We start from the raw sequence: 24,793 nt of genomic DNA on the forward strand, positions 1-24,793 counted from the left end.
AGCAACCGGAGGAACAGCAATAGCAAACGTAACAGCAAATGATAAAGTGAATGGCGTTCCGGCAACATTAGGAACAACAGGAAACGCTACAGTTGCGGAATCAGGAACATGGCCAGCAGGCATTACATTAGACCCATCAACTGGAGCAGTAACTGTTGCGGCAGGAACAGTACCGGGGACTTATAATGTAGTGTATACTTTATGTGATAAATTAGCTTCACCAACTTGTGCTACGGTTTCAGATGAAATCACAGTAACAGCGGTTTCAGGACCAGTAACAGATGCTGGAACAGCAGCCTCTACAGGAGGAACAGCAATAGCAAACGTAGCCTTAAATGATAAAGTGAATGGCGTTCCGGCAACATTAGGAACAACAGGAAACGCTACAGTTGCAGAGTCAGGTGTATGGCCAACAGGCATTACATTAAATCCATTAACGGGAGCAGTAACTGTTGCGGTAGGAACAGTACCAGGAGTTTACAATGTAGTTTATACTTTATGTGATAAATTATCACCAACAACTTGTGCTACGGTTTCAGATGAAATCACAGTAACAGCGGTATCAGGACCAGTAACAGATGCTGGAACAGCAGCCTCTACAGGAGGAACAGCAATAGCAAACGTAGCCTTAAATGATAAAGTGAATGGCGTTCCGGCAACATTAGGAACAACAGGAAACGCTACAGTTGCAGAGTCAGGTGTATGGCCAACAGGCATTACATTAAATCCATTAACGGGAGCAGTAACTGTTGCGGCAGGAACAGTACCAGGAGTTTACAATGTAGTTTATACTTTATGTGATAAATTAACACCAACAACCTGTGCTACCGTTTCGAATGAAATCACAGTAACAGCGGTATCAGGACCAGTAACAGATGCTGGAACAGCAGCCTCTACAGGAGGAACAGCAATAGCAAACGTAGCCTTAAATGATAAAGTGAATGGCGTTCCGGCAACATTAGGAACAACAGGAAACGCTACAGTTGCAGAGTCAGGTGTATGGCCAACAGGCATTACATTAAATCCATTAACGGGAGCAGTAACTGTTGCGGTAGGAACAGTACCAGGAGTTTACAATGTAGTTTATACTTTATGTGATAAATTATCACCAACAACTTGTGCTACGGTTTCAGATGAAATCACAGTAACAGCGGTTTCAGGACCAGTAACAGATGCTGGAACAGCAGCCTCTACAGGAGGAACAGCAATAGCAAACGTAGCCTTAAATGATAAAGTGAATGGCGTTCCGGCAACATTAGGAACAACAGGAAACGCTACAGTTGCAGAGTCAGGTGTATGGCCAACAGGCATTACATTAAATCCATTAACGGGAGCAGTAATTGTTGCGGTAGGAACAGTACCAGGAGTTTACAATGTAGTTTATACTTTATGTGATAAATTATCACCAACAACCTGTGCTACGGTTTCAGATGAAATCACAGTAACAGCGGTTTCAGGACCAGTAACAGATGCTGGAACAGCACCATCAACAGGAGGAGAAGCAATAGCAAACGTAGCCTTAAATGATAAAGTGAATGGCGTTCCGGCAACATTAGGAACAACAGGAAACGCTACAGTTGCAGAGTCAGGTGTATGGCCAACAGGCATTACATTAAATCCATTAACGGGAGCAGTAACTGTTGCGGTAGGAACAGTACCAGGAGTTTACAATGTAGTTTATACTTTATGTGATAAATTATCACCAACAACTTGTGCTACGGTTTCAGATGAAATCACAGTAACAGCGGTTTCAGGACCAGTAACAGATGCTGGAACAGCAGCCTCTACAGGAGGAACAGCAATAGCAAACGTAGCCTTAAATGATAAAGTGAATGGCGTTCCGGCAACATTAGGAACAACAGGAAACGCTACAGTTGCAGAGTCAGGTGTATGGCCAACAGGCATTACATTAAATCCATTAACGGGAGCAGTAACTGTTGCGGTAGGAACAGTACCAGGAGTTTACAATGTAGTTTATACTTTATGCGATAAATTATCACCAACAACTTGTGCTACGGTTTCAGATGAAATCACAGTAACAGCGGTTTCAGGACCAGTAACAGATGCTGGAACAGCAGCCTCTACAGGAGGAACAGCAATAGCAAACGTAGCCTTAAATGATAAAGTGAATGGCGTTCCGGCAACATTAGGAACAACAGGAAACGCTACAGTTGCAGAGTCAGGTGTATGGCCAACAGGCATTACATTAAATCCATTAACGGGAGCAGTAACTGTTGCGGTAGGAACAGTACCAGGAGTTTACAATGTAGTTTATACTTTATGCGATAAATTATCACCAACAACTTGTGCTACGGTTTCAGATGAAATCACAGTAACAGCGGTTTCAGGACCAGTAACAGATGCTGGAACAGCACCAGCAACCGGAGGAACAGCAATAGCAAACGTAGCCTTAAATGATAAAGTGAATGGCGTTCCGGCAACATTAGGAACAACAGGAAACGCTACAGTTGCAGAGTCAGGTGTATGGCCAACAGGCATTACATTAAATCCATTAACGGGAGCAGTAATTGTTGCGGTAGGAACAGTACCAGGAGTTTACAATGTAGTTTATACTTTATGCGATAAATTATCACCAACAACTTGTGCTACCGTTTCGAATGAAATCACAGTAACAGCGGTTTCAGGACCAGTAACAGATGCTGGAACAGCAGCCTCTACAGGAGGAACAGCAATAGCAAACGTAGCCTTAAATGATAAAGTGAATGGCGTTCCGGCAACATTAGGAACAACAGGAAACGCTACAGTTGCAGAGTCAGGTGTATGGCCAACAGGCATTACATTAAATCCATTAACGGGAGCAGTAATTGTTGCGGTAGGAACAGTACCAGGAGTTTACAATGTAGTTTATACTTTATGTGATAAATTATCACCAACAACCTGTGCTACCGTTTCGAATGAAATCACAGTAACAGCGGTATCAGGACCAGTAACAGATGCTGGAACAGCAGCCTCTACAGGAGGAACAGCAATAGCAAACGTAGCCTTAAATGATAAAGTGAATGGCGTTCCGGCAACATTAGGAACAACAGGAAACGCTACAGTTGCAGAGTCAGGTGTATGGCCAACAGGCATTACATTAAATCCATTAACGGGAGCAGTAACTGTTGCGGTAGGAACAGTACCAGGAGTTTACAATGTAGTTTATACTTTATGCGATAAATTATCACCAACAACCTGTGCTACGGTTTCAGATGAAATCACAGTAACAGCGGTTTCAGGACCAGTAACAGATGCTGGAACAGCACCAGCAATCGGAGGAACAGCAATAGCAAACGTAGCCTTAAATGATAAAGTGAATGGCGTTCCGGCAACATTAGGAACAACAGGAAACGCTACAGTTGCAGAGTCAGGTGTATGGCCAACAGGCATTACATTAAATCCATTAACGGGAGCAGTAATTGTTGCGGTAGGAACAGTACCAGGAGTTTACAATGTAGTTTATACTTTATGCGATAAATTATCACCAACAACTTGTGCTACCGTTTCGAATGAAATCACAGTAACAGCGGTTTCAGGACCAGTAACAGATGCTGGAACAGCAGCCTCTACAGGAGGAACAGCAATAGCAAACGTAGCCTTAAATGATAAAGTGAATGGCGTTCCGGCAACATTAGGAACAACAGGAAACGCTACAGTTGCAGAGTCAGGTGTATGGCCAACAGGCATTACATTAAATCCATTAACGGGAGCAGTAACTGTTGCGGCAGGAACAGTACCAGGAGTTTACAATGTAGTTTATACTTTATGTGATAAATTAACACCAACAACCTGTGCTACCGTTTCGAATGAAATCACAGTAACAGCGGTTTCAGGACCAGTAACAGATGCTGGAACAGCAGCCTCTACAGGAGGAACAGCAATAGCAAACGTAGCCTTAAATGATAAAGTGAATGGCGTTCCGGCAACATTAGGAACAACAGGAAACGCTACAGTTGCAGAGTCAGGTGTATGGCCAACAGGCATTACATTAGATCCATTAACGGGAGCAGTAACTGTTGCGGCAGGAACAGTACCAGGAGTTTATAATGTAGTTTATACGTTATGTGATAAATTAACACCAACAACTTGTGCAACGGTTTCAGATGAAATCACAGTAACAGGGGTTTCAGGACCAGTAACAGATGCTGGAACAGCACCAGCAACCGGAGGAATAGCAATACCAAACGTAGCAGCAAATGATAAAGTGAATGGCGTTCCGGCAACATTAGGAACAACAGGAAACGCTACAGTTGCAGAGTCAGGTGTATGGCCAACAGGAATTACATTAAATCCATCAACTGGAGCAGTAACTGTTGCGGCAGGAACAGTACCAGGAGTTTATAATGTAGTTTATACTTTATGTGATAAATTAACACCATCAACCTGTATAATTGTAATAAACAAAATTACAGTATTGCCAGTAGTTGTACCGGTAACGGAGAGTATGTCAATTTTATCTACAGGAGGAATTGTTTTTGCGAACATTGCGAGTAACGATACTGTAAACGGCGTTCCAGCAACATTAGGAACAACAGGAAACTCCACCGTTGCAGAGTTAGGAACATGGCCAGCAGGAATTACATTAAATTCATTAACTGGAGCAGTAACTGTTACGGCAGGGACTCCAGCAGGAGTTTACAATGTAGTTTATGAGTTGTGTGATAAATTAACACCTATAACTTGTAATACGGTAACCAGTATCATAACAGTAGGGGAATCACCAAAAATAGCCATCATTAAAACGGCATCTTTTGATGATAATAACGGAGATGGTTATGCGCAGGCTGGAGAAACAATAACCTATAAATTTGAGATTTCTAATATAGGAAATGTACCATTAACAAATGTTGTAGTAATCGATCTTTTACCTGGTATTGTCCTTACAGGAGGGCCAATAGCATTGGGTGTGGGACAAACCGATACTACTTCCTTTGAGGCGAAATATAGTCTAACTCAAGCTGATATTAACAAAGGAAATGTTGAAAATCAAGCCAAAGTGACTGCTGTAAGTCCTATTGGAACTTTAGTAAGTGATCTTTCTGATAATGAAATGATTACAGATGATAAGCCTACGGTTTTAGGAATTTCAGGATGTGTAATCGAAGTGTTCAATGCAGTAGCTCCAAATGGAAACGGTGACAACAAAGTTTTCCGCATCAGAGGTCTAGAATGTTATAGTGATAACACGGTAGAAATATACAACCGTTGGGGAGTATTAGTTTTTGAAAGAGCAGGATACAACAATGACGATAGAGCCTTTAGAGGAGTTTCAGAGGGAAGAGTTACCATTAATCAATCCGAAGAGTTACCAGAGGGAACCTATTATTATATCTTGAGATATAAAGATAGTGCTGCCACAAGTTTCGAGAAAGCAGGATACTTATATATTAACAGATAATTGATAAATAAAGCTTATAAGTTTAAAAATAGAAGCAATATGAAAACAAAATTAATAGTGTTTTTGCTCTTACTCTCGGGTTTGGTAAATGCGCAACAAGACGCTCAGTTTACACAGTACATGTACAACACTATAAACGTGAATCCCGCCTATGCGGGATCACGTCAAGCGATGAACATCTTTGCCTTACATCGCACCCAGTGGGTAGGGTTAGATGGAGCACCGGTTACGAATACTGCCTCGATTAATACACCAATCAATGATACTAAAATTGGTTTGGGAGTGTCAGTAATAAATGACAGAATAGGTCCATCAGATGAGAGCAATCTAGCAGTTGATTTTTCATACTACATTAATACCTCAGAAGACTTCAAACTCTCCTTTGGATTGAAAGCATCAGCAAATCTTTTGAATGTCAATTTTGATAAGCTCAATCAGTATGATCCTAATGATTATAGTTTTGAGAATAACATAGACAATAAGTTTTCACCTAATATAGGAGTGGGATTTTATTGGTACTCAGATAAAACCTATGTAGGTCTTTCAGTTCCTAACTTGTTAGAGACAGAGCATTTTGATAAATATGCAGGAGTAGGAGCCAATTCTTATATTGCACGAGAGCGCGTAAACTATTACTTAACAGCAGGTCACGTATTTGAGTTAGATTATAATTTAAAATTCAAACCAGCCATGATGACCAAGCTGGTTCAAGGAGCACCTTTACAGGTAGATTTATCGGCCAATTTTTTGATCAATGACAAGTTTACAGTAGGAGCAGCTTACAGATGGAGTGCAGCCTTGAGTGCAATGGTAGGATTTCAAGTATCTGATTCATGGTTTATTGGATATGGATACGATTTGGAAACCACACGTCTTGCAAATTATAATTCTGGATCTCATGAAATATTTCTTCGATATGAAATATTTAACAAATACAACAGAATTACATCACCTAGATTCTTTTAATTTAATATAACGTTATGAAATTAAGCGCCAAACATTTCTTATGCTGTGCAGTTTTTTTGGTATTCACATTAGTGGGATATACTCAAAAAAAAGGTGTGGCTACTGCAGATAAAAAATTCGATAATTATTCTTACGTTGATGCAATAGCTACTTATGAGAAAGTAGCAGCGAAAGGCTATAAAGACGAAAAGATGTTTCAAAAACTAGGAGACTCCTATTTTTTTATAGCCGATTTGATCAAGGCAGAGAAATGGTACACAGCACTTTTTGAGATGAATGCCTCCCAAGAGCCTGAGTACTATTACAGGTATTCTCAATCTTTAAAAGCAGTAGGAAACTATGCAAAGGCCGATAAAATGTTAGAGCAATTCATAGCGAAATCAGCCACAGACCAGCGTGGGAAACTTTTTGCTAGTCAGCGCGATTACTTGAATGAGATAAAGGAAAATTCAGGAAAATACGAAATTTTTGATGCAGGGATCAACTCCCCGTACTCAGATTACGGTAGTGCTTATTACAACAACACGCTTCTTTTTGCGTCGGCACGAGATACAGGCGGAGTAGAAAAGAAAGTGTTCAAGTGGAACAATGAATCTTTTACCAACTTGTACAGCTCCCAGATAAGCACAGATGGTAGTATGGGCAAGCCAGAGGTGTTCAATAAAAACATTAATAGTAGGTTTCATGAGTCTACACCTGTTTTTACCAAAGATGGCCAAACCATGTATTTCACGCGTAATAATTATCTAAATGGTAAAAAGCAAAAGGACAGCAGACGTGTTATATTATTAAAACTCTACAAAGCCACAAACGAAAATGGAAAATGGGTAAATGTACAAGAATTACCTTTTAATAGTAATGAATATAGTGTAGCTCATCCAGCCTTGAGTGTTGACGAGAAAACCTTGTATTTTGCATCAGACATGCCAGGGACCAAGGGTTTATCAGATCTTTTTAAAGTAAGCATCAATCCCAATGATACTTACGGCACGCCAGAGAATCTAGGATTGCCTATTAACACGGAGTCACGAGAAACGTTTCCGTATATCTCTCCAGATAATAAGATGTATTTTGCCAGTGATGGACATCCTGGACTTGGAGGTTTAGATGTGTTTGTTATGGATTTGTCATCAAAAACCCCAGGAATCACTATTGAAAACTTAGGAACACCTATAAACAGTACCCAAGACGACTTTTCATTTGTGATAGATGCAGAGAATAAAAAAGGATTTGTGACTTCCAATAGAGAGGGTGGATTAGGATCTGATGACATTTATAGATTCAATAAATTTCCTGTTTCTGTTTGTAATCAAGTACTTCAAGGAGTTATCAAGGATCAAGATACAGGTTTAGTCTTGGCCAATGCCAAGGTAAGTTTGTTTGATGCGAATTTTAATTTGATCCAAGAAATTACAACTCCATCATCAGGGGACTATACCTTTGAGGTTGAATGTGGAAAAACGTATTATTTACGTGGAGAAAAACCAGAATATGAAACAAAAGAGAACAAAATCGTTATAGCAAAAGTATCAGGAGAAACGCAAGGACCATTGGCTTTAGAGCCAAGAAAAAGAGCTATTGATGTAGGTACAGATTTAGCTAAGACCTTAGATATTCCAATACTTTATTTTGATTTAGACAAATCAGTTATTCGTAAAGATGCGGCTTTTGAGTTAGAAAAAGTATTAGCAGTGATGCAACAATACCCAAAGATGACCATCGACATTAGATCACATACAGATTGCAGACAAACCATTGCATACAACCAAGCACTATCTGATAGAAGAGCGAATACAACAAAAGCATGGCTGATAAAAAATGGAATAGCTGCAAATCGATTAACAGCTAAAGGATATGGAGAGTCACAACTTGTAAACGATTGTGGATGCGAACCAACGAACAAATCAAACTGTACAGAGGAGCAACATCAAGCCAATAGAAGAAGTGAGTTTTTAATTGTTTCGATGCAATAAATCATTTTTTAAACCAAAAAATGCCCACAAAAAGCAGAACCTTTTTGTGGGCATTTATATTAAATAAAATCAAGTAAGATTACGCATTCAAAAAAAATTCCCACTGATACGTATACCAGTAGGAATTTCAAACAAACCATTTATATAACTAACTAACTATCTTCTGTCTATTCTGATGGCTACACTTCCTGATGCTTTAGTGTCCTCGATTTTGGCTTTTGTACCATTTGTTCTGTAATAGTAGTAATCATCATCATTTGAGTTTTGGCTGTTGCCATAATCATTGTTTCCATAATTGTTTTGACTATATTCATAACGGCTACCACCTTTTACAGCTCCAACAATATCAACAATCTGACCACGACGGTTGTAGATAATTTCTAAACCACCTACTCGTTCCAAAGCATAACGGTTGTAGGTCATATAAACGGAACCTACTCGTTTTACTCTATCATTTGAGTCATAGTTGATCATAACGTTTCCAATACGTCTTACTCTACCCATATTATCGTGTTCTACTTTTACACCATAATTTCCGTTTCGAACATTTGCTGGTGCACCATACGTTTTATTCATGCCGTTTTTTTTGCCTGTTTTATAATACATGCCACCAGTTGAACCGCTTGAAGGACGTGTATTAAAATCAAATTGGCCGTCAGGGAATATGAAGAACTCAATTCCTCTTTCTGTAAATACAATTGGGTCGGCATCTCTAAAATCTATAACAGATCTTTTTTCTACAGAAAAATCGATTTTCTCTGCTGCATTCACTAAACTACCTCCAAATACGAAGATACTAGCTACTAAAAAGGTAATTTTTTTCATGATAATTATATTTTGAATTTTGCCTACTCTTGAGCTTTTCGGCTTTCGCTTTTTTTACTTATTTGATTAGGTATATCCAAGTAGCGTGCCAAAGATTTGAATCACGGTTTTGTGTTTTTAGCTTATAAATTGATTTTAAACATATAATTAGCATTAAATCAAACAATTAAAATATTTAAAAAAATAAAATAATTTTATTGAGAAGGGAATATTAAGATTTTTTTAATACAATTCTTGTTGGGCTCAAATTGCTTTTTTATCGTTTTGATAAAGAACGAATCTCAATAAAAGAGATAGAACCTAATTTTTTAAAATATTTTTATATAAAACTACTTATCAACAATCCCTAAAATTAACTTTAGTTACAAACACGCATCGAGGGATATTGAGTAATTTTGTAACATGTACGCTTTAGTCGATTGTAACAATTTCTATGCTTCCTGCGAACGTGTTTTTCAGCCGAAATTCAACGGGAAACCGGTTGCAATTTTGTCAAATAACGACGGTTGCGTGATTTCCAGAAGTAATGAAGCGAAAGCGGTGGGGATTCCTATGGGTGCGCCAGCATTTCAGATTAAGGAATTGGTAAAAGAGAAAAATGTAAAAGTATTTTCTTCGAATTATCCGCTTTATGGTGATTTGAGTAACCGAGTAATGGCAATTTTAGGTCAGTTTACACCGAATCTAGAAATTTATAGCATTGACGAAGCCTTCCTGAATTTTGATGGTTTGACGATTTTAGATTATCATGATTATGGAATCCAAATGAAAACCCGTGTGCAAAAATGGGTAGGAATTCCAGTTTGTATTGGCTTTGCCGAAACCAAAGCATTGTCAAAAGTAGCCAACAAAATTGCTAAAAAATTCCAAGACAGAACGAAAGGTGTTTACGTTATTGATAGCGAAGAAAAACGAATCAAAGCCTTAAAATGGACAAAGATTGAAGACGTTTGGGGCATTGGTTACCGAATGAATAAAAAGATGAAAGTCAAAAATATTGTGACGGCACTGGATTTTACGGCGCCACAACATGAAGCGTGGATTAAAAAAGAAATGGGTGTGGTTGGTATGCGTTTAAAATACGAACTCGAAGGAAAATCAGTCTTGGATTTAGAGCCTATTGTGGACCAAAAGAAAAGTATCGCCACAACCAGAAGTTTTCCTAAACAAATTGCGGAGTTTGATTTGTTGCGTGAACGTGTAGCTACTTTTGCTGCGGTTTGCGCAGAAAAATTACGAAAACAAAACTCCTGCTGTCATACCATTATTGTGATGCTTGTGGTGGATAAACATACGATACAAACTTCAAAATATTATTTTAACATGGCGATCACACTGCCTTATGCCTCAAATTCTACGTTGACGATTTCTAATGCAGCCATCGATATGTTGAAAAAACTGTACCAAGGGAATGAGCATTTGAAATTCAAGAAAGCAGGCGTCATCGTCACTGAATTGATTGATGAAAATAAGAAACAGTTTCAGTTGTTTGACGAGGAAAACCCAAAACATTTGATGTTGATGAAAGTAATGGATGGTCTCAATAACAAAATTGGTGACAAGAAAGTAAAGTTGGCTACACAGAATTTAAGTCTGACTTGGAACATGAATCAGAATCATCTGTCACCCAGATACACCACTAATTTTAAAGATATACTCGAAATAAAATGTCTATAAATAAAGATCAAAAACTGACTTTTTTTCTGCCGGATTATGAAAGTGAATTGCGAATTCCTTTCATCAGCGAAGGTGTTTCGGCAGGATTTCCATCGCCGGCAGCTGATTTTATGGAAATGAGTATTGATTTGAACAAACAATTGAGTGAAAACCCGCTGGCTACTTTTTACATCAAGGTTAAAGGAAATTCTATGATTGATGCGGGAATCAATGATAAAGATGTTCTCGTGGTGGATAGAAGCTTGGAACCACAAAACAATAAAATTGCCATTTGTTTCATTGATGGTGAGTTTACCGTCAAGCGAATGAAGGTTGAAAAAGATTGTTTGTATCTCATGCCAGAAAATAGTGATTATCCACCCATAAAAGTCACTGAGGAAAACGAACTCATCATTTGGGGTATTGTAACCTACGTGATTAAAAAGCTGTAAGCCATTTAATTTATACTTAATTATTACAAAAAAAACGACCTGCATCTATTAAGAGCAGGTCGTTTTTTTGTTATATGAGAAGGTTTTAGTGTTTTGGAGTAACTCCATCCTCATTTAATTCTCTGTGTTCATAATCAGCGATCATCTCAGCTTCATAATTTACTTTTTGACCTTTAGAGAATTTAGCAATTAATTTCTCCATGATTTCATAAATCACCGGAACAATAATTAAGGTTAGGAATAATGAACTGATTAATCCACCAATAATTACCCATGCCAATCCATTTTTCCATTCGGCACCAGCACCAGATGCTAATGCAATTGGGAACATACCAAATACCATCGCAATGGTTGTCATCAAAATTGGACGAAGACGTGCGTGATTCGCTTGAATTAATGCGGTTCTTATGCTCTCACCCGCAGCTCTTCGCTGATTGGTGTAATCCACAAGCATAATCGCATTTTTACAAACCAGACCAATTAACATAATCACCCCAAGAATAGTAAAAATATTCAACGTATTATTGGTCAAAGCCAAGGCTAATAATGCTCCAATAAACGAAAGCGGAATAGCAAATAATACTACGAATGGATGTACAAAACTGTCGTATAACGAAACCATTACTAGGTAAACCAAGATAATGGCAGCCAATAAAGCAATTCCTAATGTTCCAAATCCTTCTGATTGGTTTTCTTGATCACCTCCCCAAATGTAGTTGACACCAGTAGGTTTTTTTAGTTGATCTATTTTTTCTTGCCATTGCGCAACAATTGTTCCAGAAGCAACTCCCACATTTTGGCCTTTAACAGTTACAGACGCTGTTTTGTCTCTACGTTCTAATTGGCTTGGACCAGAACCTTCAGTTACGGTTGCAAATTGATTTAATTTGATTTGTTGACCCATATCATTAATGAATATCAAGTTGCTTACATCAGCAATGCTTTTTCTATCAAAAGCATTATACTTAATATTGATGTCGTATTCGTATTCTCCAGCTCTAAAACGCCCGTCTGTGTTTCCACTAAAAGCAGTTTGCATTGTCATACCTACGGTTTGTAAACTCAAACCAAGTGCGGCCATTTTATCTCTGTCTACTTTTACGTTTACTTCAGGATTTCCGTCCTCTACCGATAATTCAATTTCTGTAGCACCTGGAATAGTGCGCAATTCTTTTTCGGCAGCAATAGCAAATTTCATAGCACTTTCTACATCTGGACCTGTTACAATAAGTCCTAAAGTAGCATCTTCAGCTGTTCCTAAAATACCTACAGGAACTGTTTTTACTTTGGCACCCACTAGTAATTTTTCTAATTTACGTTTGGTTTTTGCAGCGTAAACATTTGCAGGTTCATCGCGCTGGTCTAATTCAACCATTTTCACGTTAATTTCTGATTTATAAGCAGTTGATTGTGAAGCCCCCATGCCGCCACTAGTTTGACCCACAATAGTAAATTGACTGTGAACAAAATCTTCTTTGTCTAAAAAGGCTTCTGCTTTTTGCGTCATGAAATTGGTTTGTTCTAGCGAAGCATCTTTCGGCATTTCGATTTGAACTAAAAACTCACCACTATCCGATGCTGCAAAGAATTCACCACCAATAAATCCTGCTGGTACCAATGCAATTGAGCTGAAGAATAAAACTAAAACAATGGCAAGTGTTGTTTTATAATGATCCAAAGACCATGTCAGTAATCCTGAGATCCAGTTGATGAAACGGGTTAAATAACTTTCAAAACCAAGAATGATTCGTCCAAAAAGGTTTTTACCTTCAATATGTTCTAATTTTCCGTATCTAGATGATAACCAAGGAATAATAGTAAACGAAGCAACTAATGACAATAAAGTGGATATAATTACTGTGACACAAAATTGCGTAATAATATTAGAAACCAGACCAGAACTCAATGCAATTGGTAAAAACACAACCACAATTACAAGCGTAATCGATACTACAGTTCCACCAATTTCGGCCGTACCATCATAGGCAGCTCGAACTTTGTTTTTGCCCATTTCCATGTGTCGGTAAATATTTTCCAATACCACAATAGCATCATCCACAAGAATACCTACAACGAGTGACAATCCTAACAAACTCATTAAGTTTAAGGTGTAACCCATTAAGTAAATACCAATAAATGTAGCAATTAAGGATGCAGGGATAGATACCATTACAATCAAGGAGTTTCGAATACTATGCAAGAAAAACAGCATGACAAAAGCCACTAAAAGAACGGCAATAAGTAAATCGTGCACTACGGCATCAGCAGCTTCAAGTGTAAATACAGTACTGTCTTTCGCGATTTCTAGTTTTAAATCGGCAGCTTTATATTCTCCTTCCAGTCTCGCAATGGTTTTCACCAATTCTTCACTTACAGCAACTGCGTTGGCATCAGATTGCTTAATAATTTGTAAAATAATGGCACTTTTCTGGTTCACACGAGCCACTTTATCCGTAATTTTTTGCGTGTCTTGTACATCTGCAACATCTCCTAAACGAACTTGGATTCCTCCTCGTGAGGACACAATTAAGTTTTTTAGCTCCTCAACATTTTTATATTTTCCGGCTAAACGAATTAATATTTTTTGCTCTCGAGTTTGAATGTTCCCTGTTGGGAAATCCAAGTTAGAGGATAAAATATTCTGTTGTACCTGTGGAATAGAAAGTCCATAGGCTTGCATTTTTACAGCATCCAGATTCACTTGTATTTCTCGCTCTTGTCCGCCAGTGATATTAACTTGAGCTACTCCTTGCACACGAGAAAGTACCGGTGCAAGTTTCTTGTCTATTAAGTCGTAAAACGCAACTTCGTCCATTTTTCCGTTGGCACCAATGGTCATAATTGGTAAATCGCTTAACGAAAACTTGTTTAATGAAGGTGCCTGAGCGTCATCTGGTAAGTCATTGATGATGGCATTTATTTTACGCTGCGCATCATTCATAGAAATATTTACATCAGCATTAGATGTTAATGTTATCGAAACCGAGGATAAACTTTCAAAAGACTTAGAATCAATTTTTTTGATGTTTTCCAGGGACGAAATCGCATCTTCAATTTTCTTGGTAACGGTATTTTCAACCTCACTAGGTGATGCTCCGGGATAAACCGTTGCAATCGAAATCACATTGGTTTCAAATTTTGGGATCAACTCATAGCCTAATTGGCTATAGCTGAACAGTCCGCCTAGCGTAAGTATTGTGAACAATACGATGACTAACGAAGGACGTTTTATGGATATTTCTGCTAATTTCATGTTGTTAAGGTGCTTTAGGCTTTGAACTGTTTCTTGATGACTTTAAGACTTTCGACTTTAAGACTTATTTAATAACTTCCACTTTGCTTCCGTCTTGCAAATTGATTTGTCCGGTTACAATTACTTGCTCACCATCTTCAAGGCCGTTTAAGATCTCTACTTTATCGCCCAGAATTCTTCCAGCAGTTACTGTTTTTAACTTGGCAGTTCCATTTTCAATTACAAAAATTTGGTTGCTGCTTACACTACCTACAAAGGCATTTCTTGGAACAATTTTTAGAGCTTGTTTTTGTTGGTTAGATGCAAAAGCAGCAGTACCGTACATTCCTGCTTTTAGGTCTTTGTTAGCGTTGTTTGTAATTTCTATTTCCACAGGGAAGTTTAAAGTTTCATCAGCTTTTGCTGCAATGAAAGTTATTTTTCCTGAAAAAGTTTTGTCTGGATACACACTGGCAACTACAGTAGTAGCAGTTCCTACTCTTAATCCAGCAACTTGACTTTCATTTACGTTAACTTTCAATTTTAATTTTGAAACGTTTACAATGTCAAATAATTGTGTTGCAGGCATTCCTGTAATGATAGATCCTACTTCTATGTGTTTTTTATTGATAAACCCACTTATTGGCGCTTTGATTCTAGTATCACCAACGTTAATGTTAGCTTGTGTCAATTGTGACTTAGCATTTACCATTTGTAGTTTGGCTTGGTCTAATTGTTGTTTGGTTACACCACCTGTTTTAAATGCATTTTCAAATCGGTTGTAATCAGCAACTGCGTTTTGATAAATTGCATTTGCGTTTTGAGCATTTACATTAACCACATCACTACGTACAATAGCAAGGGTTTGTCCTACGCTCACGTAATCACCTTCTTTGGCTAATATTTTGGTTATTTTACCTGACTTTTCTGCTGAGAATTTTAATTCTTGAACTGGTTCAAAATTTCCGTTAGAAACAAAGTCAAGAGAAACTTCTTCTGTTTTTACCACATCAGTTCTTACGGATATCGTTGCATTTTTCTCAGCTACAATCGCAGTTTTAGCTTCGTTCTCTTTTTTGTTATTTGTAAGTACGTAAGCAATAATTCCTAGAGAGGCAGCAATTACAACTACGGTTATGATAATTTTTTTCATTTTGATTATTTGTTGGTTAATGTTTTTAGTTCTCCTTTTGCTTTAATTAATTGTATTTCGGCTAATTTATATTCTAATAGCGCTGTAGTGTAATTGTTTTGAGCAACAACAAGTTCGCTTTCTGCTTCAAGTAGATCCGTTAATGATGCTAGGCCTTGAGTATAGTTGTTGTTAGTATTGGTCAAGACTTCTTGCGCTAGTTTTGCATTTTCTTTTTGATTGTTGATAGATACTATGCTATTTTCAATTTGTGTTCTAGCGTTGGTATATTGTAAATCCAGTGCCAGTTTCGTTTCTTCTAAATCAACTTTTATAGAAGCAAGCTTGTTATCAGCTTGGCTTACTCTTGATTTTGTTCCAAATCCAGAAAAGATTGGGATACGTAAATTTAAGCCTACCGAAGCAAAATCAGACCAGTACACTCCATCTGATGGTTTCTTGAACCAAGGCATCTCTGGACCTTGACCAATGAAGTTATATCCTCCAGTAAGTGATAAACTTGGGTAGTAGGCAGCCTCTATAGATTTTTTTTGGTACTCCAATAATTGTTCGTTCTTTTTAAGCAATAAATATTCGGTTCTTGTTGTAGTATCCGGTGTTAACGAAAGAGCATTTGGAGTAATTTCGAATTCCGTTTCTGGAATAGAAATGCGAGTATTCATTGGTAAACCCATGAAAAATTTCAAAGCATTTTCTTGCAGTGTAACGGCATTTATGGTTTGCTGACGTAGCGTATTGATGTTTGATATGCGTACCAAAGTCCTGTCCAAGTCAATTTTTTTGGCCAATCCATTATCGTATTGTCCTTTTATGATGTCCTTAACTTTTGTGGTGTTTTTAAGGTTGTTGTCTAGTACAGTTAAGTTTTGGCGTGTTACGTAAACTTGGTAGTAGGCATTGGCTACACGCTCTATAACTTGCTCTTCAGTTAATTGTGCGTTTATTTGGTAAAACTCACGAGTTGATTTTGCCGCCTTCAAACCTATAAATACAGCTTGGTCGTATAGGGCTTGATTAAGGGAAACTCCTGCAGTTGAGCTCCATTTTTGACCAAAAGCAGCTTGAATAGTAGTTCCAGGTTGACCGAATCCAGCTCCGTCAATTACGGTAGTTTGTAAAATTGGGTTGTAATTTAAGCTACCATTTGCTGCAATTTGAGGCAAAGCCCTTGAACGAACTTCTTGAATTTCGTATTCGCCTCTTTCAACTTGTAATCTTGCCTTTTTTGCATCGGCTTTATTCTCCAAAGCGTATACGACGGCGTCTTGTAAAGTAAGGCTTTTTATTTCTTGTGCATTGATGCTTAAAGAAAGCAGCACGGTCATTAGTATAATTGTTTTTCTCATTTTATAAGCTTGATTTAATTAAATTTCTCTCTAGTTCCAGTATACCATTTTCTGTTGCCATAGCTCTGGTATGGTATTGTAGTGCTTCCATTTCAAGGGCAAATGCTTCTCGTTCTGACCTTATGTTTTCGTTGATCGAAAAAATTAACATGTAATAAAACTTGACGTATGCATCTACATTTAGGTCGTCACGGTATAAACCTTGGGCTATTCCTTTTTCGATGTTTTTTCTAAAACAGGACTCGCACATTTCTACTTGATCAGATAACACTTTTTGGTACACCTCAGGGTAGTGCTTTTTTAATTGGTACACCGGTGAAGTATCAGTAGACTTAAACATGTTTTCAAACATCCGTCTGATTTCAAAATTCTCTTCTATGGCATTAAAATCTTGAGAGGTTATCGTGTTTATGATCGTGTTTACTTCAGTATGAATTACTTGAACACTTTCTTCTATGAGTAACTCTTTATTAGCAAAATATTTATAAATCGTTTTCTTTGAAATGCACATTTCACCGGCAATATCATCCATGGTGATACTTTTGAAACCAAGTTTCAAAAACATCTCTTTTGCTTTGGATATAATTTTCTCTTTCATTTTCTTTAATTTTTAATCAGTTGTGATTCATTTAAACTGTTAAATTTGATGCAAATGTAATTTGGAAACTTTGAAAACCAAAATAGTTTCCTAAAGTTTATGATTATTTAACATTCGCGTTCTTGTTAAGCTGTTAATTCTAAGTTTGCCATAAACTTAATATCTTGTCCTAAAGCCAAACCACCAGTTTGATTAAATGAAGTGAAGTTCAAACCAAAATCCTTGCGATTAATTTGACCTGTTATTTCAAAAGCAGCTTTTTTATCGCCATCATATATATTGAATCCAATGAATTCAGCATCAAGCTCCACTACTTTTGTGATGTTTTTTATGGTTAGATTTCCTTTCAAAAAATTAATATTTTTATTAACTTTTTCAAATGAAGTCGACTTAAAGCTAATAACGGGAAATTTCTTAATGTCAAATAAGTCGTTCAATCCCAGGTAAGTATCTATTTGTTCCAGTTTTGAATCTTTATTATTGACATCCAAAGAGAATTCTATTGAAGCATTTTCTATCTCATTATTCTCAATATCAATATGTCCGTCGAATTTATTTATGGAGCCTGCCAGATACGCAATTATTGAGTGTCTCATTTTTATCAGAACATCTGATTGATTTGAGTCAACTGTCCATTTTGTTTTCATAATTCGTTGTGTTGTATTTGGAATTTAATTATAACCGCTAAAAATTTTAAATGTTAAATTTTCGTTGGCAAATGTAAGGCGGAAACTTTGAATACCAAAATAGTTTCCAATGTATTTTGATTTATTTAACATTTGATAATGAAACGGAGTTTGTAATGCAAATTGAATACTGTAAATTAGCCAAAAAATTATTTTATGCATTCTATTTACCAGTATCAAGAGTTTCTTTCGGATTATTTGCAATCACAATATGAAACCAAAGAACCTAGAAATCTATACGAACCCATACATTACATATTAGATCTTGGAGGTAAAAGAATGCGTCCGGTTCTTACATTGATGAGTGCAGAGATTTTTGATGCCGATTATAAGAAAGCGCTGCCGGCAGCTTTGGCTGTTGAAGTTTTTCATAATTTCTCATTGGTTCATGATGATATTATGGATGATGCGCCATTGCGCAGAGGTCAGGAAACGGTTCACGAGAAATGGAATTTAAACACCGGAATTTTATCGGGTGATGCAATGCTGATTTTAGCGTACCAGTATTTCGAACAATATGAACCTATTATTTTTCGGAATTTAGCTAAGTTATTCAGCAAAACAGCTCTTGAAGTTTGCGAAGGGCAACAATGGGATGTCGATTTTGAAGAAAGAAATGACGTTACCATTCCGGAATACCTGAAAATGATTCAATATAAAACAGCTGTTTTAGTTGCTGCAGCCATGAAAATGGGGGCGATTATTGCAGAAACTTCAGAAGAAAACGCAAATTTGATTTATGATTTCGGATTGAATTTAGGTTTGGCTTTTCAATTACAGGATGATTTCCTGGACGCTTTTGGTGATCCGGAAACCTTTGGAAAACAAGTAGGCGGGGATATTATAGAAAATAAAAAAACATATTTATATCTAAAAGCTGTTGCTTTTTCAAAAGAAGCAGAAGCAGAAGAATTGAGACGATTGTTCTCTATTCAGCCAGAAGACAATACTGAAAAAATCAAAACGGTAAAAGAGCTTTTTAACAATTCAGGTGCTTCAAAAGCAACTCAAGATGCCATACAAGATTTTACATTTAAGGCTTTTCAAACTTTGGATAAAATGAATATCAGCGTTGATAAAAAAGAAATGTTGAAAGCTTTTGGTGAGAATTTAATGGGAAGAAAAGTGTAATTCAATTTCAATAACAATTTCAATAATCAATAGCAACGTTGATTTTGAAAGTTGATATTTAAAATTAACAAGAAGTAAATTGTACCATAACAACAATATTGAAAATTGCTATTGATATTGCCATTGAAATTTTAAAGATATGTTTATAGTTCCAAAAAATACGGATTTACTACTTAGTGAAGCAGAAGGCGAAAACTTATATTTGAAATTAATCGAACAAATAAATAAGGATTTCAATTTGGCTAATGAAGCAATTGACTTTCCTTTAAGTATTTCTCCTAATGAATTAAAGTTACAGCTTCATGAAAAAATCTACCGACTTATTCAGTATAAATTCGCCGAATACCTCAATTTGCTTTACATAATTGATGTTTCTGAGGAAGAAATAAAAAAACTAGACGGTTCGGATTTAGTAATTCTGGCAGAACAAGTCGCTTTTCTAATTCTAAAAAGGGAATGGCAAAAAGTCTGGTTTAGGAATAAGTATTAGTTATTGTAAGTCTTTTTTTAAGATTGTTTTATTCCATAATTCAATTCCTTTGGAGTCAAAAACAGTTAGTTTAATTTGGCGGTTTTCTTTGGAACCTAAGAATGAAATCGTACCAAAATTATGTTGCGTAATCAAGCTGCCTTTGGTTCTATAAATATTGTTTTCCTTTAACGCAACTTCAGAAGCAACGCCTGAAGTTAATGGTGAAACAGTCCAGTCAAATAAGGAATAAGTATTCTCTCGGGGAACTTCAGAAAACTCAGTAAAATGTCTGTCACCACTTATGAATAAAACTCCTTTAACTTTATTCTCGAGAATTTCTTTTAGCAGTTTTTCTTTCTCTTTAGGATAATTGCTATAGTTTTCTTTTTCTGTTACTGAGTTTAGTACTTGTCCGCCAATCACAATTATTTTAAAGTTGGCTTTTGAAGAACTTAAGGCATTAATCAGCCAATCTAGCTGAGTATTGCCTAAAACCGTTCTCTCGCCTGTAATCCTGTTGTTAGGAGTTTTGAAAAACCGATCATCCAGTAAAAAGAACTGCGCATCACTCCAGCTAAACGTAGAATAAATGCCTTCATTTTGCTCTGGATTCATGCCATAGCTTTTGTTTGCCCAAAAATCTTTAAATGCTTTTTGAGTCAGAAATTTGTTGTAAAAACTGCCATCGCTATCATCCGGACCAAAATCATGATCATCCCAAATGGCAAAATTCTGGGTTTTTGCTAGTAAAGGCTGTATTTCTTTTATGGACCTTGAATGAGTGTACCGATGATAAATTCCGGTTTTACTATCCCAGTCAGCTTCTCGTAAATATATATTGTCACCACTCCAAATCATAATTTCTGGATTTTTGTTGGCAATACTTTCAAAAATACTATATTCACTTCCATACGCTTTTCCTGGTCTGTCCAGTGGAGTTTCGTTAAAATAGGAACAACTTCCAATTGCGACTGTGAAATCAGGAGCATCTTCTCGCCATTCCCAGAGTTTTTTTGATGAAAAAGAAGTCTCGTAAGGCAAGATGATTTTTTTGTCATTTATGAAAACATCATACTTATATTTTTTTCCAGGACTTAATTCGTCTAAAATGATATGATGGGTGAAACCAACTTCTTTTGAAGACGAATAAAAATCTGAGTAAAATATTTTGGTAGGATTGTCAATGGCAAAATAAGCTATTTTAACCGAGGCTTTTTTGCTAGTTTGCAACCAAATGACAGCTTCTGTCATTTCACAATACCCTATCATGGGTCCGGATTGCAAAAGGCTATTTTGCGCAATACTATAGGTTGAAAATACTATAAGTAAGAGTTGAAAAATTTTTTTCATGTGAAATGATTAAAAATAAACTCTGATAAAAGGCATAAAGGCACTGCCATAAATATTATTCTTATCGGTCAAAACATTGTAACGGGCACCAATTGTTGCATTTCCAGATCTATATCCAGCGCCAAGAAACAATCCGGTATTCCAATAATCTTGTGAATTGCTATTAGATCCATCTAAGTTTACATTGACTCTTAATTGTTCCAGTTCAGCCGAAAGTTGAATTTCGTGTATTGGATTAAATAATCCTATAACACTCCCGCCGTACAAATGGGAAGCGTAATAATCTCTTTGCTTTAAATATTTATATTGTAAGCCAACACCCAAAGCCACATATTCATTGAAATTGTAAATGGCGCTTGGTGCTAATGAGATATCCGTATAACCAGAACCAAAGCCTAAGCCAATTCCGCCCCCAAATTGCACATTTCTCCAAAACTGATTTTCTGTTTTTGGAGGCGATGTATTTTGCTGTGCAAACAAGCAACTTGAAAAAAATAGGATAATAATCACCAATAATGATTTGGAATCGTATAAAAAGCTATTCTTTGTCATAAGTTTTCAGTTTTTTAACATTTTTCAATGTAAAAGTATCTTAAAATAAATTATAAATTTATTCTATTATTGTACTTTTGCCAAACTATTTTAACAAAAAAGTATATTCACCACATATTATGGATAGGTTTTCATTTTTAAACGCAGCACACACCGAATTTTTCGCACAATTATACGATCAATATTTAGAGAATCCAGACAGCGTTGAGCCAAGTTGGAGAAGTTTTTTTCAAGGTTTCGATTTTGGGATGACGACTTACAATGAGGAAAACAAAGTGGAGCAAATCGCTAATTTTGCAGCTAATAATTCAGATATCAATTTAGTATCAGATAAGCTTCAAAAGGAATTTAATGTATTGAAATTAATAGATGGGTACCGTTCTCGTGGTCACTTGTTTACCAAAACAAATCCAGTTCGTGAAAGACGTACAACATCGCCAACACTTGAAATCACAAATTTCGGACTATCAGCAGCAGATTTAAATACTGTTTTTGATGCGGCAAAGGTTATTAACATACAGCCTTGTACGCTTCAGGAAATTATAACTCACCTTGACACCATATATTGTCAGCACATTGGTGTGGAGTATATGTATATCCGTAAACCGGAAGTGGTAGAGTGGATTCAGAAAAAATTAGGAGTTAATGACAATCAGCCTAAATTTTCTTTGGACGAAAAGAAATCAATTCTAAATAAATTAAACCAAGCTGTTTCTTTTGAAAACTTTTTGCACACTAAATATGTAGGTCAAAAACGTTTTTCTCTTGAAGGTGGAGAATCAATCATACCTGCTTTAGATGCTTTAATTGAAAAAGCAGCCGAAAAAGGAGTAGAGCAATTTGTAATGGGAATGGCACACCGTGGTCGTTTGAATGTTTTGGCAAATATTTTTGGCAAATCAACCCAAGACATTTTTGGAGAGTTTGATGGTAAGGATTACGACCAGGAATATTTTGACGGAGATGTAAAGTACCATTTAGGACTTACTGCTGACAAAGTTACCAGCACTGGAAAAAATATAAATATCAATTTAGCCCCAAATCCTTCACATCTTGAAACTGTAGGTGCAGTAATCGAAGGAATCACAAGAGCAAAACAAGACAAATATTTCCCTAACGATTTCTCTAAAGTATTGCCAATAGCCGTTCACGGTGATGCTGCAATTGCAGGTCAGGGAATTCTTTATGAGATTGTACAAATGGCACAACTGGACGGTTATAAAACCGGAGGGACAATCCATATTGTAATCAATAATCAAGTAGGTTTTACCACTAATTACCTTGATGCGCGTTCTTCTACATATTGTACGGATGTTGCCAAAGTAACGCTTTCGCCAGTATTACACGTAAACGCAGATGATGCTGAAGCGGTAGTTCACGCAATGTCATTTGCATTGGATTTCAGAATGCAATTTGGTCGTGACGTTTTCATCGATTTATTAGGATATAGAAAATACGGACATAACGAAGGTGATGAGCCTCGTTTTACGCAGCCAGTATTATACAAAATCATTGCAAAGCACAAAAATCCGAGAGATATTTACATGGATAAATTGCTTGCCGAAGGAGTAATCGACAGCACTTTTGTAAAAGGATTGGAACATGAATACAAATCAAACTTGGAGGTAAACTTAGAAGAATCCCGTAAAAAAGATTTGACTATTATTACTCCATTTATGAAAAATGAATGGAAAGGTTTTGAGCAAGTTACCGACAAGCAAATGCTTGAAAAATATGATACTTCTTATACTAAAGACGGATTAGATTCTATCATAAAAACAATCTCAAGCCTACCGTCAGATAAGAAGTTCATAAACAAAATAAGTAAAATTGTCACTGATAGAAAAACAGGTTACGACAATAACACTATAGATTGGGGAACTGCAGAGACATTAGCTTATGGTTCGCTTTTGACAGAAGGTTTTGATATTCGTATTTCAGGTCAAGACGTAGAGCGTGGTACATTCTCTCACCGTCACGCTGTGGTTAAAGTAGAAGATTCTGAGGAAGAAGTAATCTTATTGAATGCTATCGAAAATAAAAAAGGGAAATTCAATATTTTCAATTCTCTTTTGTCTGAATACGGTGTTTTAGGATTTGATTATGGATATGCTTTGGCAAACCCAAATACATTAACCATTTGGGAAGCGCAATTTGGAGATTTCAGTAATGGAGCCCAAATTATGATTGACCAATACATCTCTTGTGGAGAAGATAAATGGAACAACCAAAACGGAATTGTTTTATTGTTGCCTCACGGTTATGAAGGTCAAGGAGCAGAGCACTCCTCAGCCAGAATGGAGCGTTATTTACAACTTTGCGCCAGACATAATATGTATGTTGCGGATTGTACAACGCCAGCCAATTTCTTTCACTTGTTAAGAAGACAAATGAAAACAACGTTCCGTAAACCACTTGTGGTGTTTACACCAAAGAGTTTGTTACGTGATCCAAGATGTGTATCTACAGTAGAGGAATTAGCAACAGGTAGTTTTCAGGAAACATTCGATGATGAAACTGTAAATAAAGCTGATGTGAAAACACTGGTTTTCTGTACTGGAAAATTCTATTATGACATTACTGCCGAAAGAGAAAATAACGGTCGCAAAGATGTAGCAGTTGTTAGAATCGAACAATTATTCCCATTGCCGGTAGAACAATTAAAAGCGATTATAGCTAAATATCCAAACGTTGATGATTATGTTTGGGCACAAGAAGAGCCAAAAAACATGGGAGCATACAGCTTTATGTTGATGAATTTCGATTTAGTGAAATGGAGATTGGCGTCTCTAAAAGCTTACGCGGCTCCTGCAGCTGGTAGTTATACAAGAGCAAAACGCCGTCAGGCCGATGCAATAAAAATGGTTTTTGATAAAAATTTATTTAGATAATAAGGAGCTATTTCCTGCTGTGCACTATATCTTTTCCTAGCTAAAGAAGCTAGAAAAAGGATGCCGTTTCCATCAGGGCTAAAAAATAGTATATATAATAAACATAGGTTGT

Annotated in this window: 16 protein-coding genes (1 of these 16 only partly in view); 8 read left to right on the top strand and 8 right to left on the bottom strand. The window is 36.7% G+C overall.

Annotation, left to right across the window (positions count from 1 at the left end; translation table 11 throughout):
* The 3 genes in view from ACXX80_RS06265 to ACXX80_RS06275 are tightly spaced (at most 39 nt apart) and all read left to right on the top strand, a layout consistent with a single transcriptional unit that may run on beyond the window.
* Nucleotides 1-5,398 carry the 3' portion of a lectin-like domain-containing protein gene (locus ACXX80_RS06265; RefSeq protein ID WP_458552454.1) on the top strand. Its footprint begins 26,231 nt before the window's first position, so 5,398 of the gene's 31,629 nt are visible here — the last part of the coding sequence; its start codon lies beyond the left edge, outside the window; it ends in the stop codon at nt 5,396-5,398.
* 39 nt (nt 5,399-5,437) lie between these two features.
* A complete protein-coding gene (locus ACXX80_RS06270) occupies nt 5,438-6,364 on the top strand; it encodes a PorP/SprF family type IX secretion system membrane protein (protein ID WP_458552456.1) in 927 nt (308 codons plus the stop codon).
* Nucleotides 6,365-6,378: 14 nt separating this feature from the next.
* Entirely contained in the window at nt 6,379-8,337 is a 1,959-nt protein-coding gene (locus tag ACXX80_RS06275) for an OmpA family protein (RefSeq protein WP_458552457.1), read from the top strand.
* Nucleotides 8,338-8,493: 156 nt separating this feature from the next.
* Here the strand turns inward: ACXX80_RS06275 and ACXX80_RS06280 are convergent, their stop codons facing one another.
* The gene (locus ACXX80_RS06280) at nt 8,494-9,162 is read right to left on the bottom strand and encodes a hypothetical protein (RefSeq protein WP_458552459.1); all 669 of its coding nucleotides are present in this window, start codon (nt 9,160-9,162) and stop codon (nt 8,494-8,496) included.
* A gap of 402 nt (nt 9,163-9,564) precedes the next feature.
* Between ACXX80_RS06280 and ACXX80_RS06285 the strand changes: the two genes are divergently transcribed.
* Together ACXX80_RS06285 and ACXX80_RS06290 are read left to right on the top strand one after the other, a co-directional pair.
* The gene (locus ACXX80_RS06285) at nt 9,565-10,839 is read left to right on the top strand and encodes a Y-family DNA polymerase (protein ID WP_458552461.1); all 1,275 of its coding nucleotides are present in this window, start codon (nt 9,565-9,567) and stop codon (nt 10,837-10,839) included.
* The gene (locus tag ACXX80_RS06290; RefSeq protein ID WP_458552463.1) at nt 10,830-11,270 is read left to right on the top strand and encodes a LexA family protein; all 441 of its coding nucleotides are present in this window, start codon (nt 10,830-10,832) and stop codon (nt 11,268-11,270) included. The genes ACXX80_RS06285 and ACXX80_RS06290 overlap by 10 nt, the downstream gene beginning before the upstream one ends.
* A gap of 85 nt (nt 11,271-11,355) precedes the next feature.
* Here ACXX80_RS06290 and ACXX80_RS06295 read toward each other — a convergent pair whose 3' ends face one another.
* The 5 genes from ACXX80_RS06295 to ACXX80_RS06315 form a co-directional block, all read right to left on the bottom strand.
* Complete coding sequence (locus ACXX80_RS06295) at nt 11,356-14,523, bottom strand: efflux RND transporter permease subunit (protein ID WP_458552464.1); 3,168 nt, start codon at nt 14,521-14,523, stop codon at nt 11,356-11,358.
* 64 nt (nt 14,524-14,587) lie between these two features.
* The gene (locus tag ACXX80_RS06300) at nt 14,588-15,655 is read right to left on the bottom strand and encodes an efflux RND transporter periplasmic adaptor subunit (protein ID WP_458552466.1); all 1,068 of its coding nucleotides are present in this window, start codon (nt 15,653-15,655) and stop codon (nt 14,588-14,590) included.
* Nucleotides 15,656-15,660: 5 nt separating this feature from the next.
* The gene (locus tag ACXX80_RS06305; RefSeq protein ID WP_458552467.1) at nt 15,661-17,001 is read right to left on the bottom strand and encodes a TolC family protein; all 1,341 of its coding nucleotides are present in this window, start codon (nt 16,999-17,001) and stop codon (nt 15,661-15,663) included.
* A 1-nt stretch (nt 17,002) separates the two neighbouring features.
* Nucleotides 17,003-17,599: a TetR/AcrR family transcriptional regulator gene (locus ACXX80_RS06310; protein WP_458552468.1), complete on the bottom strand. Its 597-nt coding sequence runs from the start codon at nt 17,597-17,599 to the stop codon at nt 17,003-17,005.
* A gap of 125 nt (nt 17,600-17,724) precedes the next feature.
* Nucleotides 17,725-18,246: a YceI family protein gene (locus ACXX80_RS06315; RefSeq protein WP_458552469.1), complete on the bottom strand. Its 522-nt coding sequence runs from the start codon at nt 18,244-18,246 to the stop codon at nt 17,725-17,727.
* Between the two features lie 195 nt (nt 18,247-18,441).
* Here ACXX80_RS06315 and ACXX80_RS06320 point away from each other — a divergent pair, with 195 nt between their 5' ends.
* Both ACXX80_RS06320 and ACXX80_RS06325 read left to right on the top strand, forming a co-directional pair.
* Nucleotides 18,442-19,416: a polyprenyl synthetase family protein gene (locus ACXX80_RS06320; RefSeq protein WP_458552471.1), complete on the top strand. Its 975-nt coding sequence runs from the start codon at nt 18,442-18,444 to the stop codon at nt 19,414-19,416.
* 139 nt (nt 19,417-19,555) lie between these two features.
* Nucleotides 19,556-19,906, top strand: a complete 351-nt coding sequence (locus ACXX80_RS06325; RefSeq protein ID WP_458552473.1) for a hypothetical protein — start codon at nt 19,556-19,558, stop codon at nt 19,904-19,906.
* Here ACXX80_RS06325 and ACXX80_RS06330 read toward each other — a convergent pair whose 3' ends face one another.
* Nucleotides 19,907-21,238 (bottom strand): alkaline phosphatase D family protein, encoded by a 1,332-nt coding sequence (locus tag ACXX80_RS06330; RefSeq protein WP_458552474.1) that lies wholly within the window; start codon nt 21,236-21,238, stop codon nt 19,907-19,909.
* Nucleotides 21,239-21,247: 9 nt separating this feature from the next.
* Nucleotides 21,248-21,790: a hypothetical protein gene (locus ACXX80_RS06335; protein ID WP_458552476.1), complete on the bottom strand. Its 543-nt coding sequence runs from the start codon at nt 21,788-21,790 to the stop codon at nt 21,248-21,250.
* Nucleotides 21,791-21,909: 119 nt separating this feature from the next.
* Here ACXX80_RS06335 and ACXX80_RS06340 point away from each other — a divergent pair, with 119 nt between their 5' ends.
* Nucleotides 21,910-24,681 (top strand): 2-oxoglutarate dehydrogenase E1 component, encoded by a 2,772-nt coding sequence (locus ACXX80_RS06340; RefSeq protein WP_458552477.1) that lies wholly within the window; start codon nt 21,910-21,912, stop codon nt 24,679-24,681.
* Nucleotides 24,682-24,793: the final 112 nt, after the last annotated feature.

The sequence above is a fragment of the Flavobacterium sp. GNP002 genome, assembly GCF_054343795.1.